The following is a 26,229-nucleotide window of genomic DNA, read 5'->3' as shown; positions in this document are numbered from 1 at the left end:
TAAGCTTGGCTCTGTTTTTTAATTCTTAAGTTTAGTTTGTAGTATTCTTCTCTTGTTTTCTAAAAAAGGTGTTAATCGTCGATGTTTTTTAAGTTTTTGATATTTAGTGTTTTAGTAATTTGTTTTTCCTAAAACACTTTTTGTTTTACGTAATCGGGCAAGTCTTCTTTTAAATTTTCGCACATCAGTTCATTAATTTCGCCCGGCAATTCGGTATGATGATGTAGTTGAAATTGCGATTTGAGAAGAAAATTTCTTTATCAAGTTTTTCTCATCCAAAACAAAAAACAAAAGATTCTTTTGTTTTTCCTACTTATTTGAAAAAATGACTTTATCGCTAAAATGAGCGGTAATAAAATCGAGTAACAGACTTTAGAATATGTGAAAGAATAAAACAAGAGACAGAGAAGATTAATGATTGTCTCTTTTTAGATATTCATATGTTGAAGTTTGAATAATATCAAAATAGAAAATCTGAGCGACCCTATTTGGTATCGTATCCATTTTTGTTTTGAATTACACTGGAGAAAGATTGATTTATTTCTACAAAAAAAAATGCTGTGCTATTAATATTACAAAATATGATAGCTCTAGGGCGTTGCTATGATAATTACTTATTGGTTTAAGATTTTTATCTGTCTTTTAAAATGAAATTGTTAAGAATTTAAATAAAGAAAATTTAAAGGAAACTTTTTATAGAGAACATTATTTTAAGATTATTTATGGGAAAAAACTACTCGTCTAAACACAAAAAATCCGACTTAAATACCATACTCAGATACTTGTTGGTATTGTTTGCTGTTCTTTTTTTTAATGAAAGCACCTATGCGCAGGATTGTTCTGTGAATGCAGGAACAAATCGTGAAATTTGTGCAAATCAACCACTTGTTTTAAATGGTGTAGTGGGAGGTATTATAAGAAGCTATAAATGGACTCAAATAGCAGGTCCTTCTGTGGTGATTCAAAATCCTACTAATGCTATTACACCGGTTTTAGGAGCTGTTGGAGGTCATACTTATACCTTCCGTTTATCAGGTGTTTGTAATATTGGAACAGCTTTTCAAGATGTTAGTATTACGGTAAATCCGATAACTATTGCACGAGCAGGAACAAATATACAAGGTTGTCCTGGTACTTATGCACTATCAGCAAATGCACCTTTAAATCCTGGAGAAACAGGATTGTGGGTTAAAAGTGGTGCAGATAATGCTGGTGTAACAATCAATAATCCGAGTTCGCCAAATGCGACTATATCACTATCTTCAAGTGCTGCAGGTACTACGCAATTAACTTGGACAATCAGTTCTACTAATAATTGTTCATCATCTTCATCAATTACGGTAACAAACTACGGAGGTGAGGTTATTGCAAACGCAGGTCCTGATCAAACGTTATCAGAATGTTATACTGCTACGCAGACAGCAAGTTTAAATGCATCAATAGGAGGAAATGGAACAGGTACACAGCAAGGAACATGGTCATTTGTATCAGGTCCAGCGGTACCTACAATTGCAAATGCCAATACTCCAAATGCAACAGTTTCTAATTTAACGCAAGGAACATATGTATTTAGATGGTCTGTTCAAGGACCATGTGCTATTGGTACTGATACCGTAACGATAAATGTTCCAGCAGCGACGCAAGACGTTACAAGTGCAGGAGGAACAAATAATACACAATCTTTTTGTGATAACTCCATAACTTCGACAATCTTACAGGGAAATATACCTTTGTTTGCAGGTGAAACGGTTGAATGGACTACAAACTCTGGAGCAACTATTGTTTCTCCAAACAGTCCAACTACACAAATTACAGGATTAAATTTTAATACTACTTCAAATTATACTTTTGTATATAGAATTCTAGGAAATAGTGCAGTTAATCCAAATTGTCGAACACAATCTACTTTTACAGTACGTTATGTAAGCAGTCCAACAAGTCTTATATTAAATAATGGGGACAGTACTTTTGTTTTGCCAGTTAACAATACTTCAGGAAGTGTTCCAATGAGTTTTAGTGGTGGCAATGCAGACCAAGCTATTTTTGTAAATGGCCCAGCAGGTGTTACACCTAATACAAGTTTTAATGGAAGTAGTTTTAGTTTTTCAGGTTTATCAAAGCCAGGAACCTACACTTTTAGAGTAAGAAGATACACAGATGGTAGTTTTGCTACGGGGTGTTCTGAGGCTTTTGCTGATCTTAAAGTTGTGGTTTCATTAAGTCCTGAACCAGCAAATGCAGGTACGCGAGTTGCCTTGCTTTGTGGTGTTAAAACAACTCAATTATCAGGTAATAATCCTGATTTAATGACAACAGCTGGTTTGTCAGGTTATTGGTCTCAAGTAAGTGGTCCTAATACAGCTGTTTTTGATAATATAAATAATTACAATCCTAATGTGAGTGGTTTAAGTCCTGGAGTGTATGTTTTTAGATGGAATATCACAGGTGGAGTAAACGCGGTTGATGCTTTTAGCGAAACCTCGATTACAGTGTCTGAAGGGCCTGATGCAAATGCAGGCTCAACACCAGTTACAGTATGTGCAGGTAGTTACTTACTGAATGCAAATTCATTAGTAGAGGGACAGACTGGACAATGGACACAAGTGGCAGGTACGCCAGCTTCAATAGTCGATGCAACTAGTCCGCAAACTTATGTAAACGGAATGTTGGAAGGTAGTACTTATACTTTTAGATGGACGGTTACAAGTGCTGCTTTAGATTGCGCTCCGTCATTTAGTGATGTCGTAATAAACACTACGACTACATTTTCTCCATCTCCTGCAAATGCAGGTTCAGACGGATGTCTGCCTTCAGGAACAACTACAGCTCAATTAGCAGCAACTGCTCCTGCAACGGGTACAACGGGTACATGGACTCAGGATTCAGGACCATCGACAGCTGTTTTTGATAATCCTAATAGTCCTAATGCTAATCTGACAGGATTAACAGATGGAATTTATACATTCCGATGGACAACTTCAACCGCTGATCTTAGCTGTTCAACTTTTTCAGACACTACAACGCTTACTATAGCAGCAACACCAACTTCTGTTGCGGGAGTTAATCAGGATGTTTGTACTGATAGTTCTGGTAATAGTGTTAGGATGGATGCAAATACCCTTACCCCAGGTTTAGTAGGAACATGGGTTCAGGTTTCAGGAAAAAGTTCTTGGACAATTTCAGATGTACACGATCCAAAAGCAGTCTTTACTAATTTAGCATCTGGTAACTATGTTTTTAAATGGGTAGTTAACAGCGGAGCTTGTAATTCGGCTTCAAGTGAAGTAAGTTTTAAAGTAAGCTTGCCGCCAACAATTGCAGCAGTTGCAAGCTCACCACTTACAGTATGTACAACATCTACAATTTTAAATGGAAATACAATTACAGCTGGAATAGGAACCTGGCAGGTTGTTTCCGGTCCAAACAATCCAGTATTTGCTGACGTAAATAGCGGAAATACTGCAGTTTCAGGACTTACAACAGGAACTTATGTATTAAGATGGTCTAGTACAAATGGAGCGGCATGTGCAACATCGACTGCAGATTTAACAATAAATGTAAATGCTCCTGCAGATGCGGGGCCAGATCAGACTCTTTGTAATGCAACTGAAATTATTTTGCAAGGTACAAAAGGATCTACAGGAACATGGTCTGTAACTTCAGGAACTGGTGCAACAATTACAGCGCTTTCTGCTTCTACAGCGAAAGCTACAATTATACCTGGAAATTATACTTTTCAATATAGCATATCAAGTGCAGATGCTGGAACTTGTGGCGCGAGTAGCGATACAATGACAGTGGCAAATAGCGCTTTACCAACAACACCTAATGCAGGAATTGACCAAGACATTTGTTTATCGGGTGGAAATTCAATTAATTTAAGTGGTAATTTAATTACTTCTGGAACTGGTAGATGGACAAAGGTAAGTGGACCAGCAGGAGGAACAATAGTTTCACCAAATTCTAATACTACAGCAGTTAATGGTTTAACAGAAGGATTATACATTTTTCAATGGACAGCTAGTAATGGCAGCTGTACTAACTTAAGTGACGTTGTTAGAATAAATGCTTATTCACCTCCAAGTACAGCTAACGCTGGCGCAGATCAAAGTGCTTGTCAGTTAGCGACTCAACTTGACGCTGAAGCACCTACAAGAGGAATTGGAACATGGGCATTAACTTCGGGGCCATCTACAACTGGAATTATCATTGATAGTCCAAATAATCCAAAATCGACATTATCAATTGCTAACCCATATTTATTGCCGGTAGGAACTTATACTTTTACTTGGACAGTAAGAAATGGTCCTATTTGTGCGCCAAGTTCAGATACTGTGAATATTACTTTTACAGGAGCACCTCCAACGCCAGCAAACGCTGGTCCTGACCAGAATTTATGTAATGCTACTACCGCAGTAATGAATGCTAATCCTGTTAACCCAGGAACAGGAACATGGAGTCAAGTTTCAGGGCCAACAACAGCTCTTTTTTCTAATAGATTTAGTGCTCAATCTACCGTGTCAGGTCTTGCAAATGGAACTTACGAATTTAAATGGTCAAGTTCTAATGGTGGAGGATGTAATTTAGAAGATACAATGTTGGTTACAATTAATCCAGCTATTGCATCTGTAAATGCAGGCCCAGACCAAACATTAGGCGAATATAGTGCGGTTACAATGGCAGCAACAGATCCTGCACCAAATACAGGGACATGGTCATTTGTATCAGGACCAAATACTCCGGTTATTTTAGATGTTAACAGTCCGACTACGCAAATTGCAGGAACTATTCCAGGTAAATATGTATTTAAATATACTGTTTCTAATGGTTCTTGTGCTGTAGATTCTGATACTGTAGAAATTACATTAGTGGGACAGACTGATTTAAGTCTAACCAAAACAGCTGATATTGCGACACCAAGAGTAGGAGATATTGTAACTTTTACTGTTGCTGTTAGAAACAACGGAAACCGTGATGCAACTGGAATTGCAGTAAGAGATAATTTACCAGCTGGTTTTGCTTTAGTTACAGGAAGTGTTTCTAATCAAGGGAATTTTAATGCTGGAGGAAATGCAATAAACTGGACTGGATTATCAGTTGTAAATGGAGCTACATTAAACTTGACTTACAAAGCCAGAGTTAATGCTGCAACAGGAGCTGCTAATGAATACACCAATACGGCTCAGATAACAGCAAGCGATCAAATTGATCCAAATTCAACACCAAATAATAATGATCCTGCAGAGGATGATCAGGATTCTTTAACGCTGACTCCAACACCAAATGTTGATTTAGCGATAACGAAACAAATAAATAATGCTACGCCAGACGTAGGAACAAATGTTCAATTTACGATTCAAGTTGTAAATAACGGACCTAGTAATGCTACAGGAGTAATTGCAAATGATATTTTACCGAATGGTTACACGTTTGTAAGTGCTGCTGGAGGAAGTTATAGCAATGGGTCTGGTGCATGGACTATAGGAAACTTAGCAAATGGAGCAAGAGCTACTTTGACCATTACTGCTACAGTAAATGCAATTGGAAATTATGTTAATACTGCAACTGTAACGAGTATTGAGACAGATTCTAATCCTGCTAACAATACAAGTAGCGCTTCTAGTACTCCAAGAGCAATTGCAGATTTAAGTTTGACCAAAACGGTAAGTGCAGGTCCATATAATGTTGGTAGCAATGTTACCTTCACTGTAACAGTTACTAATGCTGGACCAAGTACTGCAACTTCAGTCAATGTAATGGATTATTTACCTACAGGCTATACTTATGTAAATCATACGAGTACAGGAACATATTCTAATACTACGGGTTCATGGAATATTGGAAATATAAATAGAGGCGCTTCGGCAGTATTAACTGTTGTTGCGAGAATAAATGCAACTGGTGATTATAGAAATGTTGCAGAAGTAGTACATGCTAACGAATTTGATCCAGATTCAACACCTGGAAATAATAATGCATCAGAAGATGATCAACAACAAGTAGTTATTACACCAAATCAATTAGCTGATTTATCAGTTATTAAAACTGTAGATGTTGTTGCTCCAAGAGTAGGAGATAATGTTAAGTTTACCATTGAATTAAGAAATGCTGGACCAAGTGACGCAATAGGAGTAATTGTAAATGATTTACTTCCATCAGGATATACTTTTGTAAGCTACACTTCTACTTCAGGATCTTATAACGCAAGTACAGGAAACTGGACACTTTCAGGAAGTGTTTTTAACGGAAAAACAGAATATTTAGATATTATAGCTAAAGTAAAACCTATAACAGGAACAGCTAATGAATATAGAAATACAGCTCAAGTAACAGCAACTACGACAGATCCAAACCCTGCGAATAATACTTCGACTGTAACTACTGTTCCGACAGCTTTAATTAATTTATCATTAACTAAATCAGTAGATAATATTAGTCCTTTAGCAGGATCAGATGTTGTGTTTACAGTAAGAGTTTCAAATGCAGGCCCAAGTAATGCAACTGGAGTAGAAGTTAGAGATTTACTTCCTAGCGGTTACACTTTTGTCAGTGCGGCACCTTCAATAGGAACTTACGCTAGCGGAACAGGATTATGGACTATTGGAGATATAGCAAATGGAGCAACAGCGGTTTTAACTGTTAGAGCAACAGTAAATGCGACAGGAAATTACACCAATGTTGCTGAGGTAATTAGGGCTAATGAAACCGATTCAAATTCAATTCCTAATAATAATGTTTTAGAAGAAGATGATCAGGATCAGGTAACCATTTCTCGTGGTCCATTAGTGGATTTGAGTTTAACCAAAGCAGTTAATAATGCTACGCCTAATGTTAATGATGTTGTAACTTTCACTATTACGGTAAGAAATGCTGGACCAAGTGATGCAACTGGAGTAGTGGTTACAGATAAACTGCCATCTGGATATTCATTTGTTAGTGCAATTCCATCTGTGGGAAGTTATAACAATGTTTCAGGTTCTTGGACAGTAGGAACTTTGACAAATACGACAGCTACTTTAACTATTCAGGCTAGAGTGTTGCCAACAGGTAATTACAATAACGTAGCAGAAGTTACAGGAACTAATGAAGTGGATAGCGATTCTACTCCAGGAAATAATGATGCGACAGAAGATGATCAAAGTGAAGTTATTGTAACTCCTATACAAATTGCTGATTTATCAGTTAGTAAAATTGTTGATGTAACTGCTCCAAAAGTAGGCGATAATGTTGTCTTTACTATTGCAGTTTCAAATGCAGGTCCAAGTAGTGCTACTGGAGTTGTAATTAGAGATTTATTGCCTTCTGGTTACGAGTTTGTTAATGCGGCTTCAACTGCAGGTCTGTATAACAGAACTACAGGAGATTGGACAGTTTCAAGACCAATTATTGCCAATACTACAGAAACAATTCAGATAACAGCTAAAGTTTTACAAAACGGTAGTTATGTTAATAATGCCGAAGTTATAGCAAGTGATCAATTAGATCCAGATTCTACACCAAATGATGGAACTGGAGATGATTTTTCAACAGTAACTACTACACCTTCACCATTAGTGAATCTTGCAGTAGTGAAGAGAATAAATAACGCAACTCCAGATGTAGGATCTACAGTGGTATTTACAATTGAAGTTGTAAATAATGGACCGAGCGATGCTACAACAGTAGTTGTAAATGATGGATTGCCTACTGGTTATACCTGGGTAAGTGATGATTCGGCAAATAGTTATGATCGTACTTCTGGTAACTGGACAATTGGTAATTTGCCAGTTGGAGCAAAAAGAACTTTAAATATTTCTGCTACTGTAAATCCAACAGGTATTTACCTTAATACAGCAACAGCAACGAGTACAGAAAATGATGGAAATCCTACTGATAATACAAGTTCAGTTTCTAGTACTCCAAGAGCCATTGCAGATTTAAGCTTAGTAAAAACAGTAGTAAATGCATCTCCAAATGTTGGTGAAAATGCCATATTTGATATAGTTGTAACAAACAACGGACCTAGCGATGCAACGGGTGTTGTTGTTACTGATAAATTACCATCTGGTTATGCATTCGTAAGCGCAATTCCTTCAGTAGGAACATACGATAGTAATTCTGGTGGTTGGTCAGTTGGAAGTTTAGCAAATCAAGCAAACGCTAGTTTAAGAATTACTGCCAGAGTATTAGCAACAGGAATTTATAACAATGTTGCGGAAGTAACAGGCTCAGACCAATTTGATCCGAATTCAATTCCTGGAAATAATAATCCATTAGAGAATGATCAAAGTACTGTAATCGTTACGCCGGTTAATGTAGCAGATTTAGTAACTGTAAAAACGGTTTCAGCTGTGACTGTTGCAGGAATATCTGCTTCACGACCAAATGAAGGAGACACTATTAAATACAATATAGTTGTTACTAATAATGGTGGACCGACTAATGCTACAAATGTAAGTTTAACAGATATTATCCCTGCAGGTTTGACATATGAAAGTCATACCGTTACTACAGGAAATTATAACCGTGCTTCTGGAGTATGGACTCTTGGGAACTTAGCAGTTAATAGTACAGCTACTTTAGAAATTACTGTAAAAGTAAACGCAGGTACTAAAGGTTTAACTATCGTTAATACCACAACTGCAGCTAAAGGTGATCAAACTGATCCAACAACAGTAGGAGATGATTTAGAGGAAACAATTGTAGTTAGTTTACCACCAACTGCTGCGAATGATATTAGCAATGGTAATACAACAAATCAGCCATCAACGCCATTAAATATTCTAACAAATGATAGATTAGGAGATGGAACTCTGGCAACTCCAACAAATACTATTGTGGATTTAAATCCTAGTACACCTGGTGTAGAAACAACATTGACAGTGCCAGGAGAAGGAACTTGGAATTACGATCCAGCAACTGGTTTAATTGTATTTACACCACAAGTAGGATTTACATCAAATCCAACACCAATAGTTTATAAATTAACAGAAACACAAACTGGATTGAGTGATACTGCTACCATAACAGTAACTTATATCGCTCAGGCGCCAGTAGCATATAATGATTTAAGTAGTGGAAATCCAGTAAACACAGCGGTTACTGTAAATCCACTAGCAAATAACGGTTCTGGAGTAGATGCAGATCCTGATGGAACAATCGATCCTTCAACAGTTCGATTATTGAATCCTGCTGGAGCTACTGCTATCGTTACAGATTCAAAAGGAACTACAAGTTTTGATGTTCCAAACGAAGGAAAATGGAGTGTTAATCCAGTAACTGGTGCAATTACATTTACACCATTACCAACATTCCACAAAGATCCTACACCTATTCAATATAATGTGAAGGATAATGATGGCAATATTTCTAATAATGCAACAGTAACAATTGATTATGTACCAGTTGCTACAAACGATAGAAATACAACACCTGGTACTCCAGGTCAGCCAGTGGCAATAAATGTTGCTGTAAATGATACTACAGGAGATACAGTTGATGTAGCAACAGTAGTACTAGATGCAACAAGTGTTTTTGGAGGTGTTCAAGTATCTCCGAGAGAAGTTTCTGTATCAGGAGTTGGTACTTGGATTGCAGATGCTCTTGGAAATGTAACATTTACTCCAGAAGCAGGATACACAATTGATCCGCCTGTAATTAATTATACAATAAAAGATAATCAAGGAAATAGTTCAAACGTAGCTACTATAACAATAGATTACGCTCCAACTACTTCACCTGATTTATCAATAGGAAACCCTATTAATACACCAGTAGTGGTTGATGTTATAGCTAACGATACTACGGGAGATTTAGTAGATCCAACGACAGTAAGTTTGGTTAATCCTGGAAATGGAACCAACATTGTTCAGGATCCAAGTGGAGACATTACAAGTATAACAATTCCTGGAGAAGGAAGATGGAATGTAGATTTAGTAAATGGAAGAGTAACATTTACACCAAATTCTGGTTTCATTACAGATCCTACTCCAATCAATTATAATGTTAAAGATCATGAAGGTAATCTGTCTAATAATAGTTTAATAACTATTAGAGTAATACCGCAGGCAGATTTAGTGGTTACTAAAACGGATAATAAAGATAAATATGTTCCTGGAACAAATAGTGTTTATACTATAACAGTTAAAAATAATGGTCCAGCAGTAGCTACAAACGTAGTGGTGTTAGATGATATCACAGATCCAATACTTGAAGCAGTAACAACATGGTCTGCTGTAGGAACAGGAGGAACAATAGTGCCAAATGCGAATGGTAGTGGAGATATTACGGCTGCTAATGCAACAATTAATAGTATAAATGTTGGTGAAACAGTTACCTATACAGTAACAATTGCAGTTCCAAGTAACTATACAGGTCAGATTGTAAATACTGCAAGTGCATCATCATCAGTTCAAGATCCTAATACTACTAATAATAGTCAAACGGATACTGACACTGTAAACGGGTTAGCTGAGATCGCTCTTACAAAAACAATTGTAACAGCAGCGCCTCATAGAATTGGTGATAATGTTGAATTTTTAGTTTCGGTAGTAAATAACGGGCCAAGTGATGCTACAGGTATTAACGTCGTAGATAAATTGCCAAGCGGATTTAGCTTCGTTAGCGCAACGCCTAACACTGGAACATATAATTCATCAAACGGATTATGGAATTTAGGAAGCTTAACAAATGCTTCAACAGCAACATTAACTATAATAGCAAGAATTAATGCGACAGGAAATTATACCAATATTGCTGAAGTTACTAAAGTAGATCAATTAGATCCAAATGGTATTATTCACGGAAACAACACACCGAATGAAATTGATCAGTCAGATGTTACAGTTGTTCCAGTGAAAATAGTTGATTTGGTTACAACAAAAACAGTTGATAAATCAAATCCAAATCAAGGAGATATTGTACAGTATACTATAACAGTTGTAAACAATGGTCCAAGCACAGCTACAGGAGTAAGTTTAACAGATAACTTACCAGCAGGATTAGCTTATGTATCGCATGTTGCAACTGGAGGAACAGTAAATACATATACTGGAGGACAGTGGAGTATTGGAAATATAAATATTGGATCTTCTGCAACTTTATTAATTAATGCAAGAGTTACTGCGGCAGGAACGCCAAGTCAGACACCGATCATTAATACAGTTACGCCTGCAGCAGGTAATGAATCAGATCCGACAACTGTTGGAGATGATTTAACAGAGCCAATTATTGTGACAAGTTCAGACTTAGTAACTGAAAAAACAGTAAGTAAATCGAACCCAAGTGAGGGAGAAACCATTACTTACAGCATAAAAGTGACTAATAACGGTCCAAGTAATGCGACTGGAGTTCGTTTAACAGACATTCTTCCAATTGGAGTTACGTATGTAAGCAACAATCAGGGAGCTGACTATAATTACGGTTCTGGTATATGGACGATAGGAGATCTTGCAAATGGAGCAACTAAAGTTTTAGATATTAATGTAATAATCAACTCTGGATCAGCAGGAAAAACAATTGTAAATACAACTACTGCTGCCAAAGGTGATCAATCAGATCCAACAACTGTTGGCGATGATTTAACAGAAACAATTGTAGTTCAAAATGGTGCTGATGTAGTATTGACTAAAGTAGTTAATAACAGCACACCAAACATTGGAGAAACAGTAACCTATACCGTTACAGTAACCAATAAAGGAACAACATTAGTAACGAACTTGGTAGTTAAAGATGATCTGCCAGCTGGTTTAACCTTTGTTTCAGCTACTCCAGGAAAAGGAGTATGGACAACTCCAAACTGGACAGTAGGAACATTACAGCCAGGTGAAGAAGGATCTATCGAAATTAAAGTATTGGTAGGATTAGATCAGGGAGGAAATGTATTAACAAACACTGTATCTAATACGCAAGATCAATTTGATACGAATAGAACCCCTGATGATCCTACTGAAACCATAACGGTTACAAATTTAGATTTAGCAGTTGTTAAAACAGTTAATAACGCTAGACCAAACGAAGGTGAAACTATTCGTTATACAATAACAGTAACAAACAATGGTGCTAGTGATGCAACCAATGTAAGTTTAGTGGACAAATTACCAGTAGGAGTTACTTACGCAAGTGACGTAGTTTCGGCTGGAAATTACAACAATGGTTCAGGATTATGGACAATTGGTAATCTTGTAAATGGTGCTGTTGCAACGCTTACAATTGATGCAAAAGTCAATACAGGAACTTACGGTACAACAATAACAAACACAACTAGTGCGGTAAAAGCGGATCAGGCAGATTCTAATCCAGCGAATAACATTGGTAGTGTTGCGATTGTGCCAACAGCATACATAGACTTGAGTTTAACGAAAGAAATTGTTGGAAATGTTACCAATCCAGCTGTAGGTGATGTCATTACTTTTGAAGTAAGAGTAATGAACGACGGACCTACAAAAGCAACGGGAGTAGAAGTAGTAGATTTAATTCCTTCTGGATATAAATTTATCAACTACAGCTCGACTATTGGTACATACAGTCCTGCAACAGGTCTTTGGAAAGTAGGTTTTGTAGAAACAGGAAATACTGCAGTTTTATTAGTTGATGTTAAAGTTCTAGATAATGGAGATTACATGAACTGTGCAGAAATTACTAAAGCAAATGAACCAGATATTGATTCTACTCCAGGTAACGGAAATGTTTCAGAAGATGATTATGCTTGTGCATCGGCAGCGCCTAATCAATCTGTAGACTTGGCAATTGTTAAGACTATCCTGAAAAATAATACGAGTCCAAAAGTAAATTCTGAGATCTCATTCGAAATTCTATTAACAAATAATGGAGATATAGATGCAACAAATGTTGTGGTATCAGATTTACTTCCGTCAGGTTACACATTTGTAAATTATAGTTCTACAAAAGGAATTTATGATTACGTAACAGGTGACTGGAAAGTGAGTAAGATCTTAAACGGAGAAACAGAGATTTTGATTGTTGATGTTATTGTTAACGAGTCAGGTAATTATCAAAACTGTGCAAGTATAAAAGCATTGCATCAAACAGATATTGATCCAGCAAATAATCAAAGCTGTATCACTGCAACTCCGATAGCGATAATAGATTTAGAATTGACTAAAGAAGCTGATATCTTAAAACCAATTGCTGAAACTAATGTTGAATTTACAATAACATTATCAAACAAAGGACCAAGTAGAGGAACAGGTGTTCAGGTTAAAGATTTGCTTCCATCAGGTTACAAATTCTTAAGTGCTGTAACAACAACAGGAAATTACAATGAAGTTACTGGAATATGGCAAGTAGGAACTATTGGAATCAATGGGGTAGAAACATTAAAAGTAACGGCTTATGTATTGCCGGTAGGTGATTTCACAAACGTTGCAGAAGTTATCGCAGCAAATGAAATGGATATCGATTCTACACCTGGAAATAATAAACTACAGGAAGATGATCAAGACGCTGTAACATTAGAACCTCAGGTTTCTTTATTGATCCCAGAAGGATTTACTCCAAACGGTGACGGTATAAATGATGTTTTTGAAATTGAGCATTTACAAGTATTATATCCAAACTTTAGTATGGAAATCGTAAACAGATACGGTAACCTTGTTTACAAGTACAAACACAATGGTGACAAATTTAAAACGCCATTATGGTGGGATGGTTATTCTACAGGAAGAATGAATGTTTCAGGAGAAACAGTTCCAGCTGGAACTTATTTCTACACTATTCATTTCAACAATGACGAAAGAAAGCCACAAACAGGCTGGATATACTTAAAAAAATAAACAATTCTTTAGGGAGAGAAGAGGTTAATAATCTTCTCTCCTTTTAAAAATTAAACTCGTTTTTATGAAAAAAATTAAAATACTAATTGGATTTTTTGTTTTGATATTTTCCACTAGTACAATTTTTGCTCAACAAGATCCTCAGTATACACAATACATGTATAACATGAATATTATAAATCCTGCCTACGCTGGTTCAAAAGGATTTACAAGTATTGGTATTTTAGGAAGAACGCAATGGGTAGGAGTAGATGGTGCGCCTCAAACGGCTACATTGTCGATAAATGGTCCTGTTGGAAAAAATGTAGGATTGGGTTTCTCTGTTATTCACGATGAAATCGGACCTGTAAAAGAAGATAACGCATACGTTGATTTCTCTTATACCTTAAATCTTTCTGAAGAAGATAAATTTGCTTTTGGTCTTAAAGCTGGAGCAACATTCTTAAATATCAGAGAATTTGTAACGGTAGATCCTGATCCATTAAACCAACCGATAAATCAGATTGCACCCAATTTTGGTATCGGTTTGATGTATTACAATGAGCGTTTTTATGTTGGATTATCTGCACCGAATTTTATTGAATCAAGATACTTGGACAAGAAAAACGGAATCACTTCTACAGCTTCAGAAAAAACACATTATTTCCTTACTTCCGGTTATGTGTTTGATTTAAATCCGGATTTAAAATTGAAGCCTTCTACCATGTTAAAGGCAGCACCGGGAGCACCACTTTCAGTTGATTTGAATTTAAACTTATTAGTTCAGGAAAAAGTAGAGTTTGGAGTTTCAGTTAGATTAGATGACTCAATCAGCGGTATGGTTGGTTACAATATTAGTCAAGACATGAGAATTGGATATGCTTATGATTACACTACTTCAAATTATGGAGTGTTTAATTCGGGATCTCACGAGATTATGATATTATTTGATTTGCATAAGAAAAAAATAAAAAGCCCTCGATTCTTCTAAATAAAAAATAAGATATGAAAAAAATTACTTTACTTATAATATTGTTATTTGGAGCGGTTGTTTATTCTCAAAATTATAATATTAGAAATCTTGACGTCAACACAAAATATTCTGATTTTGGCGTAACGTATTATGGTGAAAACAGTGCAATTTACGCTTCATCAAAAAAGACGAAACAATCGAGAAACGCAAAATGGTATCTTAATAGTCAGCCTTTTTTAGAACTTTATAAAGCAACCGTAACAGCTACTGGTGAACTAGTTGATTCTGAATTGTTTTCTAAAGACTTAAATACTAAAATGCATGAGTCTAATGTTACATTTACAAAAGACTTAAAAACAGTTTATTTTTCTAGAGATAACTACAATAGCAAAAAATATCATACAGATAAAAAAGGCTGGGTTTTAATACAATTGTATAAAGCGGATGTCGATACTGATGGTAATTGGAAAAACATAACCAAATTACCATTCAATAGTGATCAATTTGATACAGGTCATCCTTCATTAAATTCGGATGACACAAAGTTGTACTTTACATCAAACAGACCAGGCTCAATGGGACTTACAGATATTTGGGCTGTAGATGTAAAAACTGATGGGACTTATGGCGAACCATACAATCTAGGACCAGAAGTAAATACCACCAAAAGCGAAATGTTTCCTTACATTGATTCGAATAATGTACTTTATTATTCTTCAAATGGTATGAAAGACGGAAATGGCGGTTTAGATATTTATGCTATTGAAATTCAAAATAACAAAGGATTTGGAGAAGCGGTAAATTTAGGTTTTCCAATAAACAGTGCAAAAGACGATTTTTCTTTGGTTTTTCAAAACGGGAAAAAAACAGGTCACTTTTCATCTAACAGAGAGGGCGGAAAAGGGGATGACGATATCTACTTTTTTGAAGAATTAAACAGTCTAGTTGGTGCAAAATGTAACCAATTTGTTCAAGGAACCGTTCGTGAAAAAGAAACAGAAGCACTTTTACCAGGAGCTTTAGTAACTTTATATGATGCAAAAGGCAATAAAGTAGAAAGCACTATCGCAGATAAATTTGCTGTTTTTAATTTTAAAGTAAACTGTGATTCTTCATACAAAGTAACAGCTGTAAAAGATTACTATGATATGGACGAAAAAACATTTGCCTCGACAAATGAAGCAAACTTGGAACTTGCTCTAAATTTAGACTTAGGTTCTAGCGAATTTGTTTATGTAAGAGGTAAGTTGATGATCAAAATCAATCCGATATATTTTGATTTGGATAAATGGTTCATTCGACCAGACGCACAATTAGAGCTTGAAAGAGTAGTTCGAATTATGCAGAAATATCCAAAATTGGAAATCAATTTAGGTTCTCATACCGATAGTAGAGCACGCGATTCGTACAACTGGGGCTTATCAAACAGAAGAGCAAAATCTTCTAAAGACTGGATTGTAAAACATGGAATTAGTGCCACTAGAATCAAAGCACAAGGTTATGGAGAAACAGAATTGGTAAATAAATGTTCAAATGGTGTTATTTGTTCTGAAGCAGACCATCAGTTAAACAGAAGAACCGAATTTGTAATTACGAATCCAGAAGTAATAAAAGAAGTTGATGCTGCTGTAGATTTAGCATCTGCAAAAACAAACTAGAAAATAAAAGATTTAGATCTTAACAAAAAGAGACGACTATTTGGTCGTCTCTTTTGTTTTGTGTAAGTTGATTAAGAAATTGTCAATCTTTTTTTGTTAGTTTTTTGATAAATATAAAATGAAAAAAAGCTATACTATCTTTAAGAACGAAATCATATTTATGCATTTTTAATATTGTACTGGCTAAAAGATAGACTTAGTTGGTTTGTTTTAGAATTAGTTGTTGTCCGGTTGTAATTAAGCCAGGAACATAAAATGTTATTGTAGCATTAAAAAAGGAATTTGCAGGAATACTCCAATTTGATAAATTTTGGGCAGGTTGAGTTGGAGTCGTGTAAATATTTTTCAAAGCCCCATTTAAATAAAGCGGTCCATTAAAAGTAAATGAAGGTGAATTAGTTCCAGAAGTAAAATTTGAAGCAAATGTAAGTGACACATTTTTAGCCATACTATTAGGATTATTCAGCTTTAAAGTCAACGTATATTTATGACCATAATTTCCGTAAGTATTTTGTGAAGCTCCATTTAATTTATAAGAGTAAGGTGCATTTTGATTTTGAAGATAAGCTCCGCTCACTGCAAATTTTGAACTTGTGTTAAGACATAATCCCATGTAAGCAGGTCCGGAGGGTAAGTCAATATCTGTTGTTCCTGACCATCCCGAGTCGGTATATATACCCGCTTCTCGACCATATGCGTTAGTGCTTTCAGTATAAATATCTCCCGCAGCGGCAGTTTGAGTAGCGTTTACGGCGTCATTTATATTTCCAGTCGAAGTGACCACAGTGTAAACATATACGCCTTGTGAAGCTGTAATTTCATAAGAACCATCAACCATATTATTATTGGCTAATGTTGCTTTGTAAACCTCATAGACTTTAGAAGGGTTAACAGTGATGTTGCTGAATGTTGTTCGTGGCGTGTTTTGCAGCCAGTCTTTAGAAACAAAATAACTTTGCCCTGTTGCGCTTCCGTTTAAGGGTTTCTCGGCATTTGTATAAGTAGATCCTTTTCCTGAAATTGTTAGTGCGGTGGTTTGAGGATTTGAAACTAAAATATGTAGGTATTTTGTGGCGCCAGATTGATTGATATGAAATAAATAAACGCCAAAAGTGCCTGAAAGAGGATTTGAAGAGCCACCTCGGTTAGGATCAACTCGTGCATTTTGCATGAGCCATCCGTTTCCGTTTATGATTTCGGGATTATTGCTTTTCCAAATAGGCTTTTCAGACAAATTACCATTTAAATATTTTAAATTTTGAGGAGGTATAATCGAAGTTGAAAGGGTACCAGAAGTCCAGTCAGATGAAACTATTGAATTTAAAGTTAATTGTGTTTTAGCTGTCGGATTGGTTGTGTTTTCAACAGCGATTTTCGCATTCGTTTTTTCAATGGTTTCCTCGTGTGAGCAAGCATAAGTAAGAATAGTTGTGGTAATAATGCATAATAGTTTTTTTACTTTCATGGTTGGTTAGATTTAATTATTTTGATAATCAGTTAGTTGTTTGCTAAAGTAGTCAAAAATTAATATCAACAGCTTTATTATTAAGAATATTTAATAATAAATTGATTGTTATTTTAATTTTTTTTTAAATCTTTGAGTAAAAGTAAAAACGTTGCTTTTTTTAGATGTTTTTTTCGTATTCAGTTTGCTTTTTATAATGTTTAAAGTATTGAAAGTCAAAAATATTGTTACGAAGTTTGTAAGATTGTATTTGATTTTTATAATAAAAAAATAATCGTTGACTTGAAAATGAATTATGTTTGTAGTAAAATTTGTTAAAATCTAAGATAAATGAATTTAAAAGATTTACTTGATATTAGTAAAGACAATAGCCTTTCTGGGCAAAAATGGCATATGCTGAGGCAGTCAATTGTGAAACGATTGCTTTCTGCAGGAAATGCTACAATTGCAGAAATAAGCTCTGAATTACAATCTAGTGTTCCTACTGTTACCAAGGCTGTAAATGAACTTTTACAAGAAGGTAATGTTGTGGACATGGGGAAAATTACCAATAGCGGAGGAAGAAGGCCTTCATTGTATAGTATCAATCCTACTTGCGCTTTTTTTCTTGGTGTTGAAGTAGGGAGGACTCATATGTCTATAGGATTACAGGATATTAAAAATGAGTTTATAAGTCTTGATTTACGTGTTCCGTTTGCATTAAAAAATTCTCAGGAATCTCTCTTAGAATTTTGTGCTTTGATAAATAATTATATAGAAGAAAGTTCTGTAGAGAAAAAGTTGATCGTAGGAATTTGTATTAATTTTTCTGGTCGTATAAATTCTATGGAAGGTTTTAGTTATAACTATTTCTTTAGTGAAAATAGACCTCTTACTGAGATAATATCAGAACAGCTTGAGCTTCCGGTTCATCTTGAAAATGATACGAGAGCAATGGCTTTTGGTGAATATTGTGAAGGTGTAGTGGATGATGAGCAGAATATAATTTTCTTAAATTACAGCTGGGGTGTGGCTATTGGTATTATGACAGATGGAAAGCTTTATTATGGAAAATCTGGGTATTCTGGAGAATTTGGACATAGTACTCTTTTTGAAAATGAAATTATTTGTCAGTGTGGTAAATTAGGTTGTTTAGAAACTGAAATTTCCGGTTGGTCTTTAGTTAGACAATTTAAAGAAGCACTTAAAGAAGGTAAACATTCTAAAATTGAACTCAATGAAAATGAAGACCTACAGCATTTGGATATTATTTCTGGCGCAATAAATTTAGAAGATAGTTTGTGTATAGAATTGGTAACAAGACAAAGTGAAAAAATGGGGCGTTATTTATCTATTTTGTTGAATATATTTAATCCAGATTTGCTTGTTATTGGAGGAGATTTTTCACAGCTCGGAGATTTTGCACTACTGCCTATTCAGTCTGCACTTAAGAAACATTCTCTTGGCTTGGTAAATCGCGATATGAAATTAAAGAAATCAACACTCGGACATCGCGTAGGAGTAATCGGTGCTTGCTGTATTGTTAAAGAAAAGATGCTTTCCCCTTTTTTTAAATAATTAATCCTTCTTAAGATTTTTCCAAAACTCTATAAATTGATTTTATAGAGTTTTTTTTGTTTCTATATCTACTAGTTCCTGCTCTCAAAATAAAGCTTAGTTTTTAAATTTTTTTTCAAAACCTGTTGTTTTTTTACTGTTTTAAATTCAGATAAAAGTATGTTTAAGAATCTTTTAAATTGATAAATAATTAGTATTTGTTCTTTTTTTATATGAGTATAAGTTTGTTTTGTCCGAATAATTTTCTTTTCAAAAAAAATACTTATAAAAAAATGAAAATTTTTAAAAAATGGTTTTAGTGGCTTATGGGTTGTGTTTGCTAGGTTTTTCTGTTTTATACTTAGTCTTTTCTAAAAATAATCTTTTTTTTAATTAATAAATTTTTTTAATAACTAAGTTGTGGTTAATAAAATTTTATATATTTGTTCAGAATAAAAACCACAACTAATGCAGAATATATTTAAAATTACTTTATTACCTATTTTGTTGTTTTCGCTTTTTAGCTGTGGGAGCAATAAAGAATCAATTAATGGCAAATTTTCAATTGCTCCAGTAAAAGGAGTGTGGGTTACTAATGTTGCATCAAAAGCTTTAGATTCTAAAGAAAATATTATAGAGACTGTTACGCTTTGCAAAAAATCAGGTATTACAGATATATATGTTGTGGTTTGGAATAGAGGAACAACTTTGTATCCAAGTAAGATAATGAAAGATTTATTTGGTAAAGCAATTATGAAACGTTTTGAAGATCGTGATCCTTTACAAGAAATGATTGATGCAGGACATAAAGAAAATATAAAAGTACACGCTTGGTTTGAATTTGGTTTTGCCTCTTCATATGGTGAAAACGGAGGTGCGATCTTAAAAAAGTTCCCAAACTGGAAAGCAATCGATAATAAAGGAAACTTGGTTACAAAAAATGGTTTTGAATGGATGAACGCTATGGACCCAGAAGTTCAAAATTTTGTAAAATCATTGATTGTTGAGGTTGTAAAAAAATATAATGTTGACGGGATTCAAGGCGATGACCGTTTGCCTGCAATGCCATCGCTTGGCGGTTATGATCCTTACACGATTGCTTTATATAAAAAAGAACATAAAGGAAATCTTCCGCCAGATGATTATAAAAACGAAGATTGGCTTACTTGGCGTGCAGATAAATTGACTGTTTTTCTTGGTGAGCTTTATAAAGAATTAAAAGCAATTAAACCTAAACTGATTGTAAGCATGGCTCCAAGTATTCATCCTTGGGCAAAAGAGGAATATTTGCAAGACTGGCCCACATGGTTGAACAAAGGATATTGTGATTATGTTATTCCGCAGGTTTATAGAAAAACAATTGAAAGTTATACTAGTACATTAGAAGAGCAGTTGAAATTTCTTAAAGAAGATCAGAAAAGTAAATTCTTTTCGGGAGTCCTGCTTCAAGTGAATGGCATAAATCCAAAGCCTGATTTTTTAAAGGCAATGATTGATACTAACAGAAAGTTAGGAATAAAAGGAGAATCATTTTTTTTCTATGAAGGCTTAAAAGCTTTTCCAGAATATTTTTCAAAAGAATACCACTAAAAAGTAGATTGACACAACAGTCAAAAAAAATAATCGCTATTGCAGCGACAGGTATAATATTGTCTTAAAATAATTGATTTTTAAAATCAGGATATGAAAACAAGAGCTTTATCTATTGATGCCTTAAGAGGATTTGCGATTATTGCAATGATCCTTTCTGGACAAATAATACTTACTTATTTGCCCGCTTGGATGGCACATGCTCAAGTACCTCCCAATTCATCATTTAATCCTAATATTTACGGGATTACTTGGGTAGATCTTGTTTTTCCTTTCTTTTTATTTTCAATGGGAGCCGCTTTTCCTTTTTCATTAGGAAGCAAATTAGAAAATGGTGCCAATAAGTGGACACTCTGTCTAGACTCATTTTTTAGAGGATTACAATTGGTCTTTTTTGCCATATTCTTTATGCACATGAGGCCATTTGTAATTAGCAGCCCAGTAGATATTACGTCATGCATAATTTCTATAGGCAGTTTTGTTTTGATGTTTTTTATGTTTTCGACAGATACATTTTCGTTTATAAAAAAATCAAAAAATCCCAAATTGAATAGCTCAATCATAAAATTAGTTGCTTTTGCAATTGGATTAGGTTTGCTCTTAGCGACAAATTTTCAAGGAAAAGAAAATCATAATTTTGATTTTTATTACAGCGATATTATCTTAATAGTACTTGCAAACATGGCTTTTTGGACAAGTATGATTTATATTTTCACGTTCAAAAAGCCAGTTTATAGATTATTGGTTTTGCCCTTTATTATGGCTGTATTTTTATCAAGTAAAAATGATGGCTGGGTCAAACAATTGTATGACTTTACGCCTTTCGCATGGGCTTATAAATTTTATTACTTAAAATATTTCTTTATAGTAATTCTAGGAACTCTTGCCGGAGAATATATTAAAGAATGGACTGTTGCGCCACAAAATGAAGTGCGAGAAAATGACAACAAAGCAATCGTAGCAGGTCTAATTTCTTTAACAATCATTATAAGCAACGTTTATTTCTTATTTGTACGTGAATTAGAAATGAATCTTGTGGTTTCTTTAGGTTTGTTGATTTTAAACTATTTTATTTTAAAATCGAGTACTTCAGAATTTGGTGTTTTTTGGAAAAAACTTTTTTCGGCAGGAGCTTACTGTTTGCTATTAGGGTTGTTTTTGGAAGCTTATGAAGGTGGTATTCGAAAAGATACTTCAACATATAGTTATTATTTCGTAACATCTGGATTGGCATTTTTTGCGATACTTTTTTTCTCTGTGATTTGTGATTATTTCAAATGCAGTAGGGCTACTAAATTTTTGGTTTTAACAGGACAAAATCCAATGATCGCCTATGTCTCAACTTCAATGTTCGTGATGCCGATTTTGACTATTTTAACGATTACAAATTATTTTGAAGTATTTAACAAAAATGCTTTTATGGGGTTTCTTAGAGGGTTTATACTTACGGTATTTGCCGTTTTAATAACGACTTTTTTCTCTAAGAAAAAATGGTTTTGGAGAACCTAAATAATTCAAGCTTGCTATTAAAATATTATATATTATGAAAATTCAAATAATTGCATTTTTTTTATTTTGTTATGGATATTCTCAGAATATCACTAAAAAGACGGTTGACGTTTTAGTAATTGGAGGCTCTACCAGCGGAACATCTGCTGGTATAGCATCTTCAAGATTAGGAGCTAATACTTTGATTGTTGAAGAGTCTCCATGGATAGGAGGTATGTTTACTTCACAGGGAGTGGGAGCTTGCGATGGAAACCATAATCTAGATTCAGGAATTTGGAATGAGTTCAGAGGTGCACTTAGAGATTACTATGGGGGAGCGGCAGCTTTAGAAACTGGTTGGGTAAGCAATACTTTATTTGAACCATCTGTTGGAAACATGATTTTTAATAAAATAGCTTCTAAAGAAAAGAAGTTAGAAATTATTCATGGGTTTTATATTGAAGCTATTAAAAAATCTGGGAATAAAGTGGTTGGTGCTACTTTTAAAAATGATAAAAATGATGTTTTAGAAGTGACAGCAAAAGTTACAATTGATGCAACCGACATTGGAGAAAGCCTTAAGATGGCTGGGACTGCATATAGATTGGGTATGGATTCCAAAGCAGAAACTAAAGAAGAAAATGCACCGCTGAAAGCAAATAATATTGTTCAGGATTTAACTTGGGTTGCTATTTTAAAAGACTACGGAAAAGATGCTGACAAGACAATCGTAAAACCTGAAAATTACTCGGCTTCTCATTTCGAAGGTTCATGTGCAGAGACGGTTGATAATAAGCAAATTGATTGTGATCAAATGTTGACTTACGGAAAATTACCCAACAACAAATACATGATCAACTGGCCTAAAAAAGGGAATGATGTGTATTTGAACGTTATTGAAATGTCTAGAGAAGAAAGAAACAAAGAACTTCTTAAAGCAAGAAATTATACTTTACAATTCGTTTACTACATTCAGAAAGAATTAGGATATAAAAATTTAGGTTTAGCAGATGATGAATTTACGACATCAGATTTGCTTGCCTACGCACCATATCATAGAGAAGGCCGAAGATTAAAAGGAGTTTCATTTTTAACTTATAATCATGTTGCAGAACCTTATAATCAAAAAGAAGCTTTATATAAAACTGGAATTTCAGTTGGCGATTATCCTGTAGATCATCATCATAATCAAAATCCTGAAGCACCACATGTCGGTTTTCCGCCTGTACCATCTTATAACATTCCTTTAGGAGCTTTGATACCAGAAAAAGTAGATGGTTTTATTGTTTCGGATAAAGCTATCTCTGTTTCAAACTTAATAAATGGTGCAACACGTTTACAGCCAGTAGTACTATTAACGGGTCAGGCAGCAGGAACTTTGGCAGCCTTGGCAGTTAACAAAAATCAAGATGTTCGTAATGTTTCTGTTAGAAGTGTACAACAATCTTTATTAGATCAAAAAGCGTATATCATGCCACTTTTTGATGTAAAGTCGACCGATTCAGCTTTTGAAACTATTCAAAAAGTTACAGCAACAGGAATATTGAAAACAAAAGGAGAAAGTTATCAATGGGCGAACAGAACTTGGTTTTATCCAGAACAGAATATTTCGGTTCAGGAATTTACAGAGGGGTTGAATCAGTTTGACAAAAAAAATCAAATTGTAAAATCTGGAACACTTCTTACAGAACAAGAAGCGGTTAATCTTCTTGTAAAAGCAGGTGCTAAGATTCAAAAAAAGAATTATTCGGCAAAGCCAATAAATAAAAGAGATTTGGCTGTTTTGATTGAAGAAGGCTTAAAAGCATTTGAGAAAGAAATTGATTTTTCAGGAAATATTAAAACTAAAAAGAAATAAAATGTTCAAGAGTATTTGTGTTTTCTTTTCTACTCTTTTTATGGGGCTTTTAGCTCAAGAAAACAAACAGGTTTTTCATAATTATTTCTACGATCAAAGACGCTCTTTTTTTGAAGCTATGCCTGTGCAGAAAAACGAAATTATTCTACTAGGCGACAGCATAACGAATTGCGCGAATTGGGATGAAATTTTTACAGACGGAAAAGTCAGAAACAGAGGAATTTCAGGTGATATCACTTTAGGTGTTTTGGATCGTATGGATGAAATCGTTAATCGAAAGCCTAAAAAGATCTTCATTCTGATTGGGATAAATGATATTTCGCTGGGAATTGAACCTGCTGTGATTTGGAATAATTATCAAGCAATTCTTTCCAAAATCAAAAAAGATAGCCCTAAAACGCAAGTTTATGTTCAGAGTATTTTGCCTACAAATGATGCATTTGACACCTTCAAAAAACATCAAGGAAAAATGCAGATTATCAAAGAAGTAAACATCGGATTAGAAAAATTAGCTAAAGAAAATAAAGTGTTTTTTATAAATCTCTTTCCGGAATTCTTAGATGAAGACGGAAAACTGAGCAAAACATACACCAATGACGGATTGCATCTTCTTGGTCCAGGGTATTTAAAATGGGCGGGAATGATCAAAAAATACATTTAGAAAATAATAAACTTTAAAACATAGTGTAAATGTTAGAAACAAATAATGATATCAAATTTGACCAGCTTCAAAATACAGATTTGTATCAATACGCAGGCTTATACAAAGACGAATTATTGAAAGAAGTTATTCCGTTTTGGGAAAAATATTCTATTGATAAAGAGTACGGAGGCTATTTTACGTGTTTGGATAGACAAGGTAACGTTTACGATACAGATAAATTTATTTGGTTGCAAGGAAGACAAGTTTGGACTTTTTCGATGCTTTATAATAAAGTAGAAAAAAAACAGGAATGGCTTGATATTGCACTTCATGGAGCAAAATTTTTATTGGATAATGGAAGAGACGCAGAAGGGAACTGGTATTTTTCTTTAAACCAAAAAGGAGAACCTTTAGTAGTTCCTTACAATATATTCTCAGACTGTTTCGCAGCAATGGCTTTTGGCGAGTTATTTAAAGCGACAAATGATCCTTTGCATAAAGAGGTTGCTGTAAACACCTATAACAACATTCTGGCAAGACAAAATAACCCAAAAGGCAAGTGGAGCAAGGCATTTGTGGGTACGAGAGAATTAAAGAACTTTTCGCTTCCAATGATTTTGTGCAATCTGTCTTTATTGCTGGAAGAAGCAATTGGTAAAGAAGTAGTGGATCAAATGATTCCACCACTTATTGAAGATATTATGACTAATTTTCTGAACAAAGAGCATGGTATTATCATGGAGAATGTTGGAGCAAACGGCGCTTTTAGTGACAGTTTTGAGGGAAGAATAATCAATCCAGGCCACGGAAATGAATCAATGTGGTTTCTTATGGATATCGCAGCTCGATACAATAAACCAGAATTGATTAAACAGTGTGAAGAAATTTTAATAAAAACAACAGAATTTGGGTGGGATAAGGAGTTTGGAGGAATCTATTATTTCTTAGATATAAAAGGCCATCCAACACAGGAACTGCAATGGAATCAAAAGTTATGGTGGGTTCATATTGAAACCATGATTTCTTTCGCCAAAGCTTATAAACTGACAGGGAATGAAAAATCCAAAGAATGGTTTATAAAACTTCATGATTATACTTGGAATCACTTTAGAGATGAAAAATACAAAGGGGAATGGTTTGGCTATTTGACCAGAGAAGGTAAACCGCTCCTTGAAGCCAAAGGAGGAAAATGGAAAGGATGTTTTCATGTTCCTAGAGGATTGTACGAATTGTGGACAACCTTAAAATAAACTAATTAACTAACCAA

10 protein-coding genes are annotated in these 26,229 nt (G+C 34.6%); 9 read left to right on the top strand and 1 reads right to left on the bottom strand.

The window, feature by feature from the left end; translation table 11 throughout:
* Positions 1-722: 722 nt before the first annotated feature.
* From NQQ59_RS07515 to NQQ59_RS07505, 3 genes are all read left to right on the top strand, one after another.
* Entirely contained in the window at positions 723-13,772 is a 13,050-nt protein-coding gene (locus tag NQQ59_RS07515) for a PKD domain-containing protein (protein ID WP_144215035.1), read from the top strand.
* 64 nt (positions 13,773-13,836) lie between these two features.
* Entirely contained in the window at positions 13,837-14,742 is a 906-nt protein-coding gene (locus tag NQQ59_RS07510) for a PorP/SprF family type IX secretion system membrane protein (protein WP_144215034.1), read from the top strand.
* Between the two features lie 14 nt (positions 14,743-14,756).
* Positions 14,757-16,382 carry an OmpA family protein gene (locus NQQ59_RS07505; protein WP_144215033.1) on the top strand — a complete coding sequence of 542 codons (1,626 nt, stop codon included), beginning with the start codon at positions 14,757-14,759 and terminating at the stop codon, positions 16,380-16,382.
* Between the two features lie 196 nt (positions 16,383-16,578).
* Here the strand turns inward: NQQ59_RS07505 and NQQ59_RS07500 are convergent, their stop codons facing one another.
* Positions 16,579-17,847, bottom strand: coding sequence for a DUF3370 family protein (locus tag NQQ59_RS07500; RefSeq protein WP_144221515.1), 1,269 nt, complete (start codon positions 17,845-17,847; stop codon positions 16,579-16,581).
* Positions 17,848-18,177: 330 nt separating this feature from the next.
* Between NQQ59_RS07500 and NQQ59_RS07495 the strand changes: the two genes are divergently transcribed.
* The 6 genes from NQQ59_RS07495 (at position 18,178) to NQQ59_RS07470 (ending at position 26,212) form a co-directional block, all read left to right on the top strand.
* Positions 18,178-19,404 (top strand): ROK family protein, encoded by a 1,227-nt coding sequence (locus tag NQQ59_RS07495; protein WP_144215031.1) that lies wholly within the window; start codon positions 18,178-18,180, stop codon positions 19,402-19,404.
* A 447-nt stretch (positions 19,405-19,851) separates the two neighbouring features.
* Entirely contained in the window at positions 19,852-20,973 is a 1,122-nt protein-coding gene (locus NQQ59_RS07490; RefSeq protein ID WP_144215030.1) for a glycoside hydrolase family 10 protein, read from the top strand.
* A gap of 93 nt (positions 20,974-21,066) precedes the next feature.
* The gene (locus NQQ59_RS07485) at positions 21,067-22,482 is read left to right on the top strand and encodes a DUF5009 domain-containing protein (protein ID WP_144215029.1); all 1,416 of its coding nucleotides are present in this window, start codon (positions 21,067-21,069) and stop codon (positions 22,480-22,482) included.
* 34 nt (positions 22,483-22,516) lie between these two features.
* The gene (locus NQQ59_RS07480; RefSeq protein ID WP_144215028.1) at positions 22,517-24,319 is read left to right on the top strand and encodes an FAD-dependent oxidoreductase; all 1,803 of its coding nucleotides are present in this window, start codon (positions 22,517-22,519) and stop codon (positions 24,317-24,319) included.
* Position 24,320: 1 nt separating this feature from the next.
* The gene (locus NQQ59_RS07475; protein WP_144215027.1) at positions 24,321-24,980 is read left to right on the top strand and encodes a GDSL-type esterase/lipase family protein; all 660 of its coding nucleotides are present in this window, start codon (positions 24,321-24,323) and stop codon (positions 24,978-24,980) included.
* A 29-nt stretch (positions 24,981-25,009) separates the two neighbouring features.
* Positions 25,010-26,212, top strand: coding sequence for a n-acyl-d-glucosamine 2-epimerase (locus NQQ59_RS07470; protein ID WP_144215026.1), 1,203 nt, complete (start codon positions 25,010-25,012; stop codon positions 26,210-26,212).
* Positions 26,213-26,229 lie beyond the last annotated feature (17 nt).

It is taken from the genome of Flavobacterium panacis (assembly GCF_024649945.1).
In the GTDB taxonomy this organism is placed as follows: domain Bacteria; phylum Bacteroidota; class Bacteroidia; order Flavobacteriales; family Flavobacteriaceae; genus Flavobacterium; species Flavobacterium panacis.
Note: the sequence above shows the minus strand (reverse complement) of the source record. Positions and strands in the feature narration are given on the sequence as shown.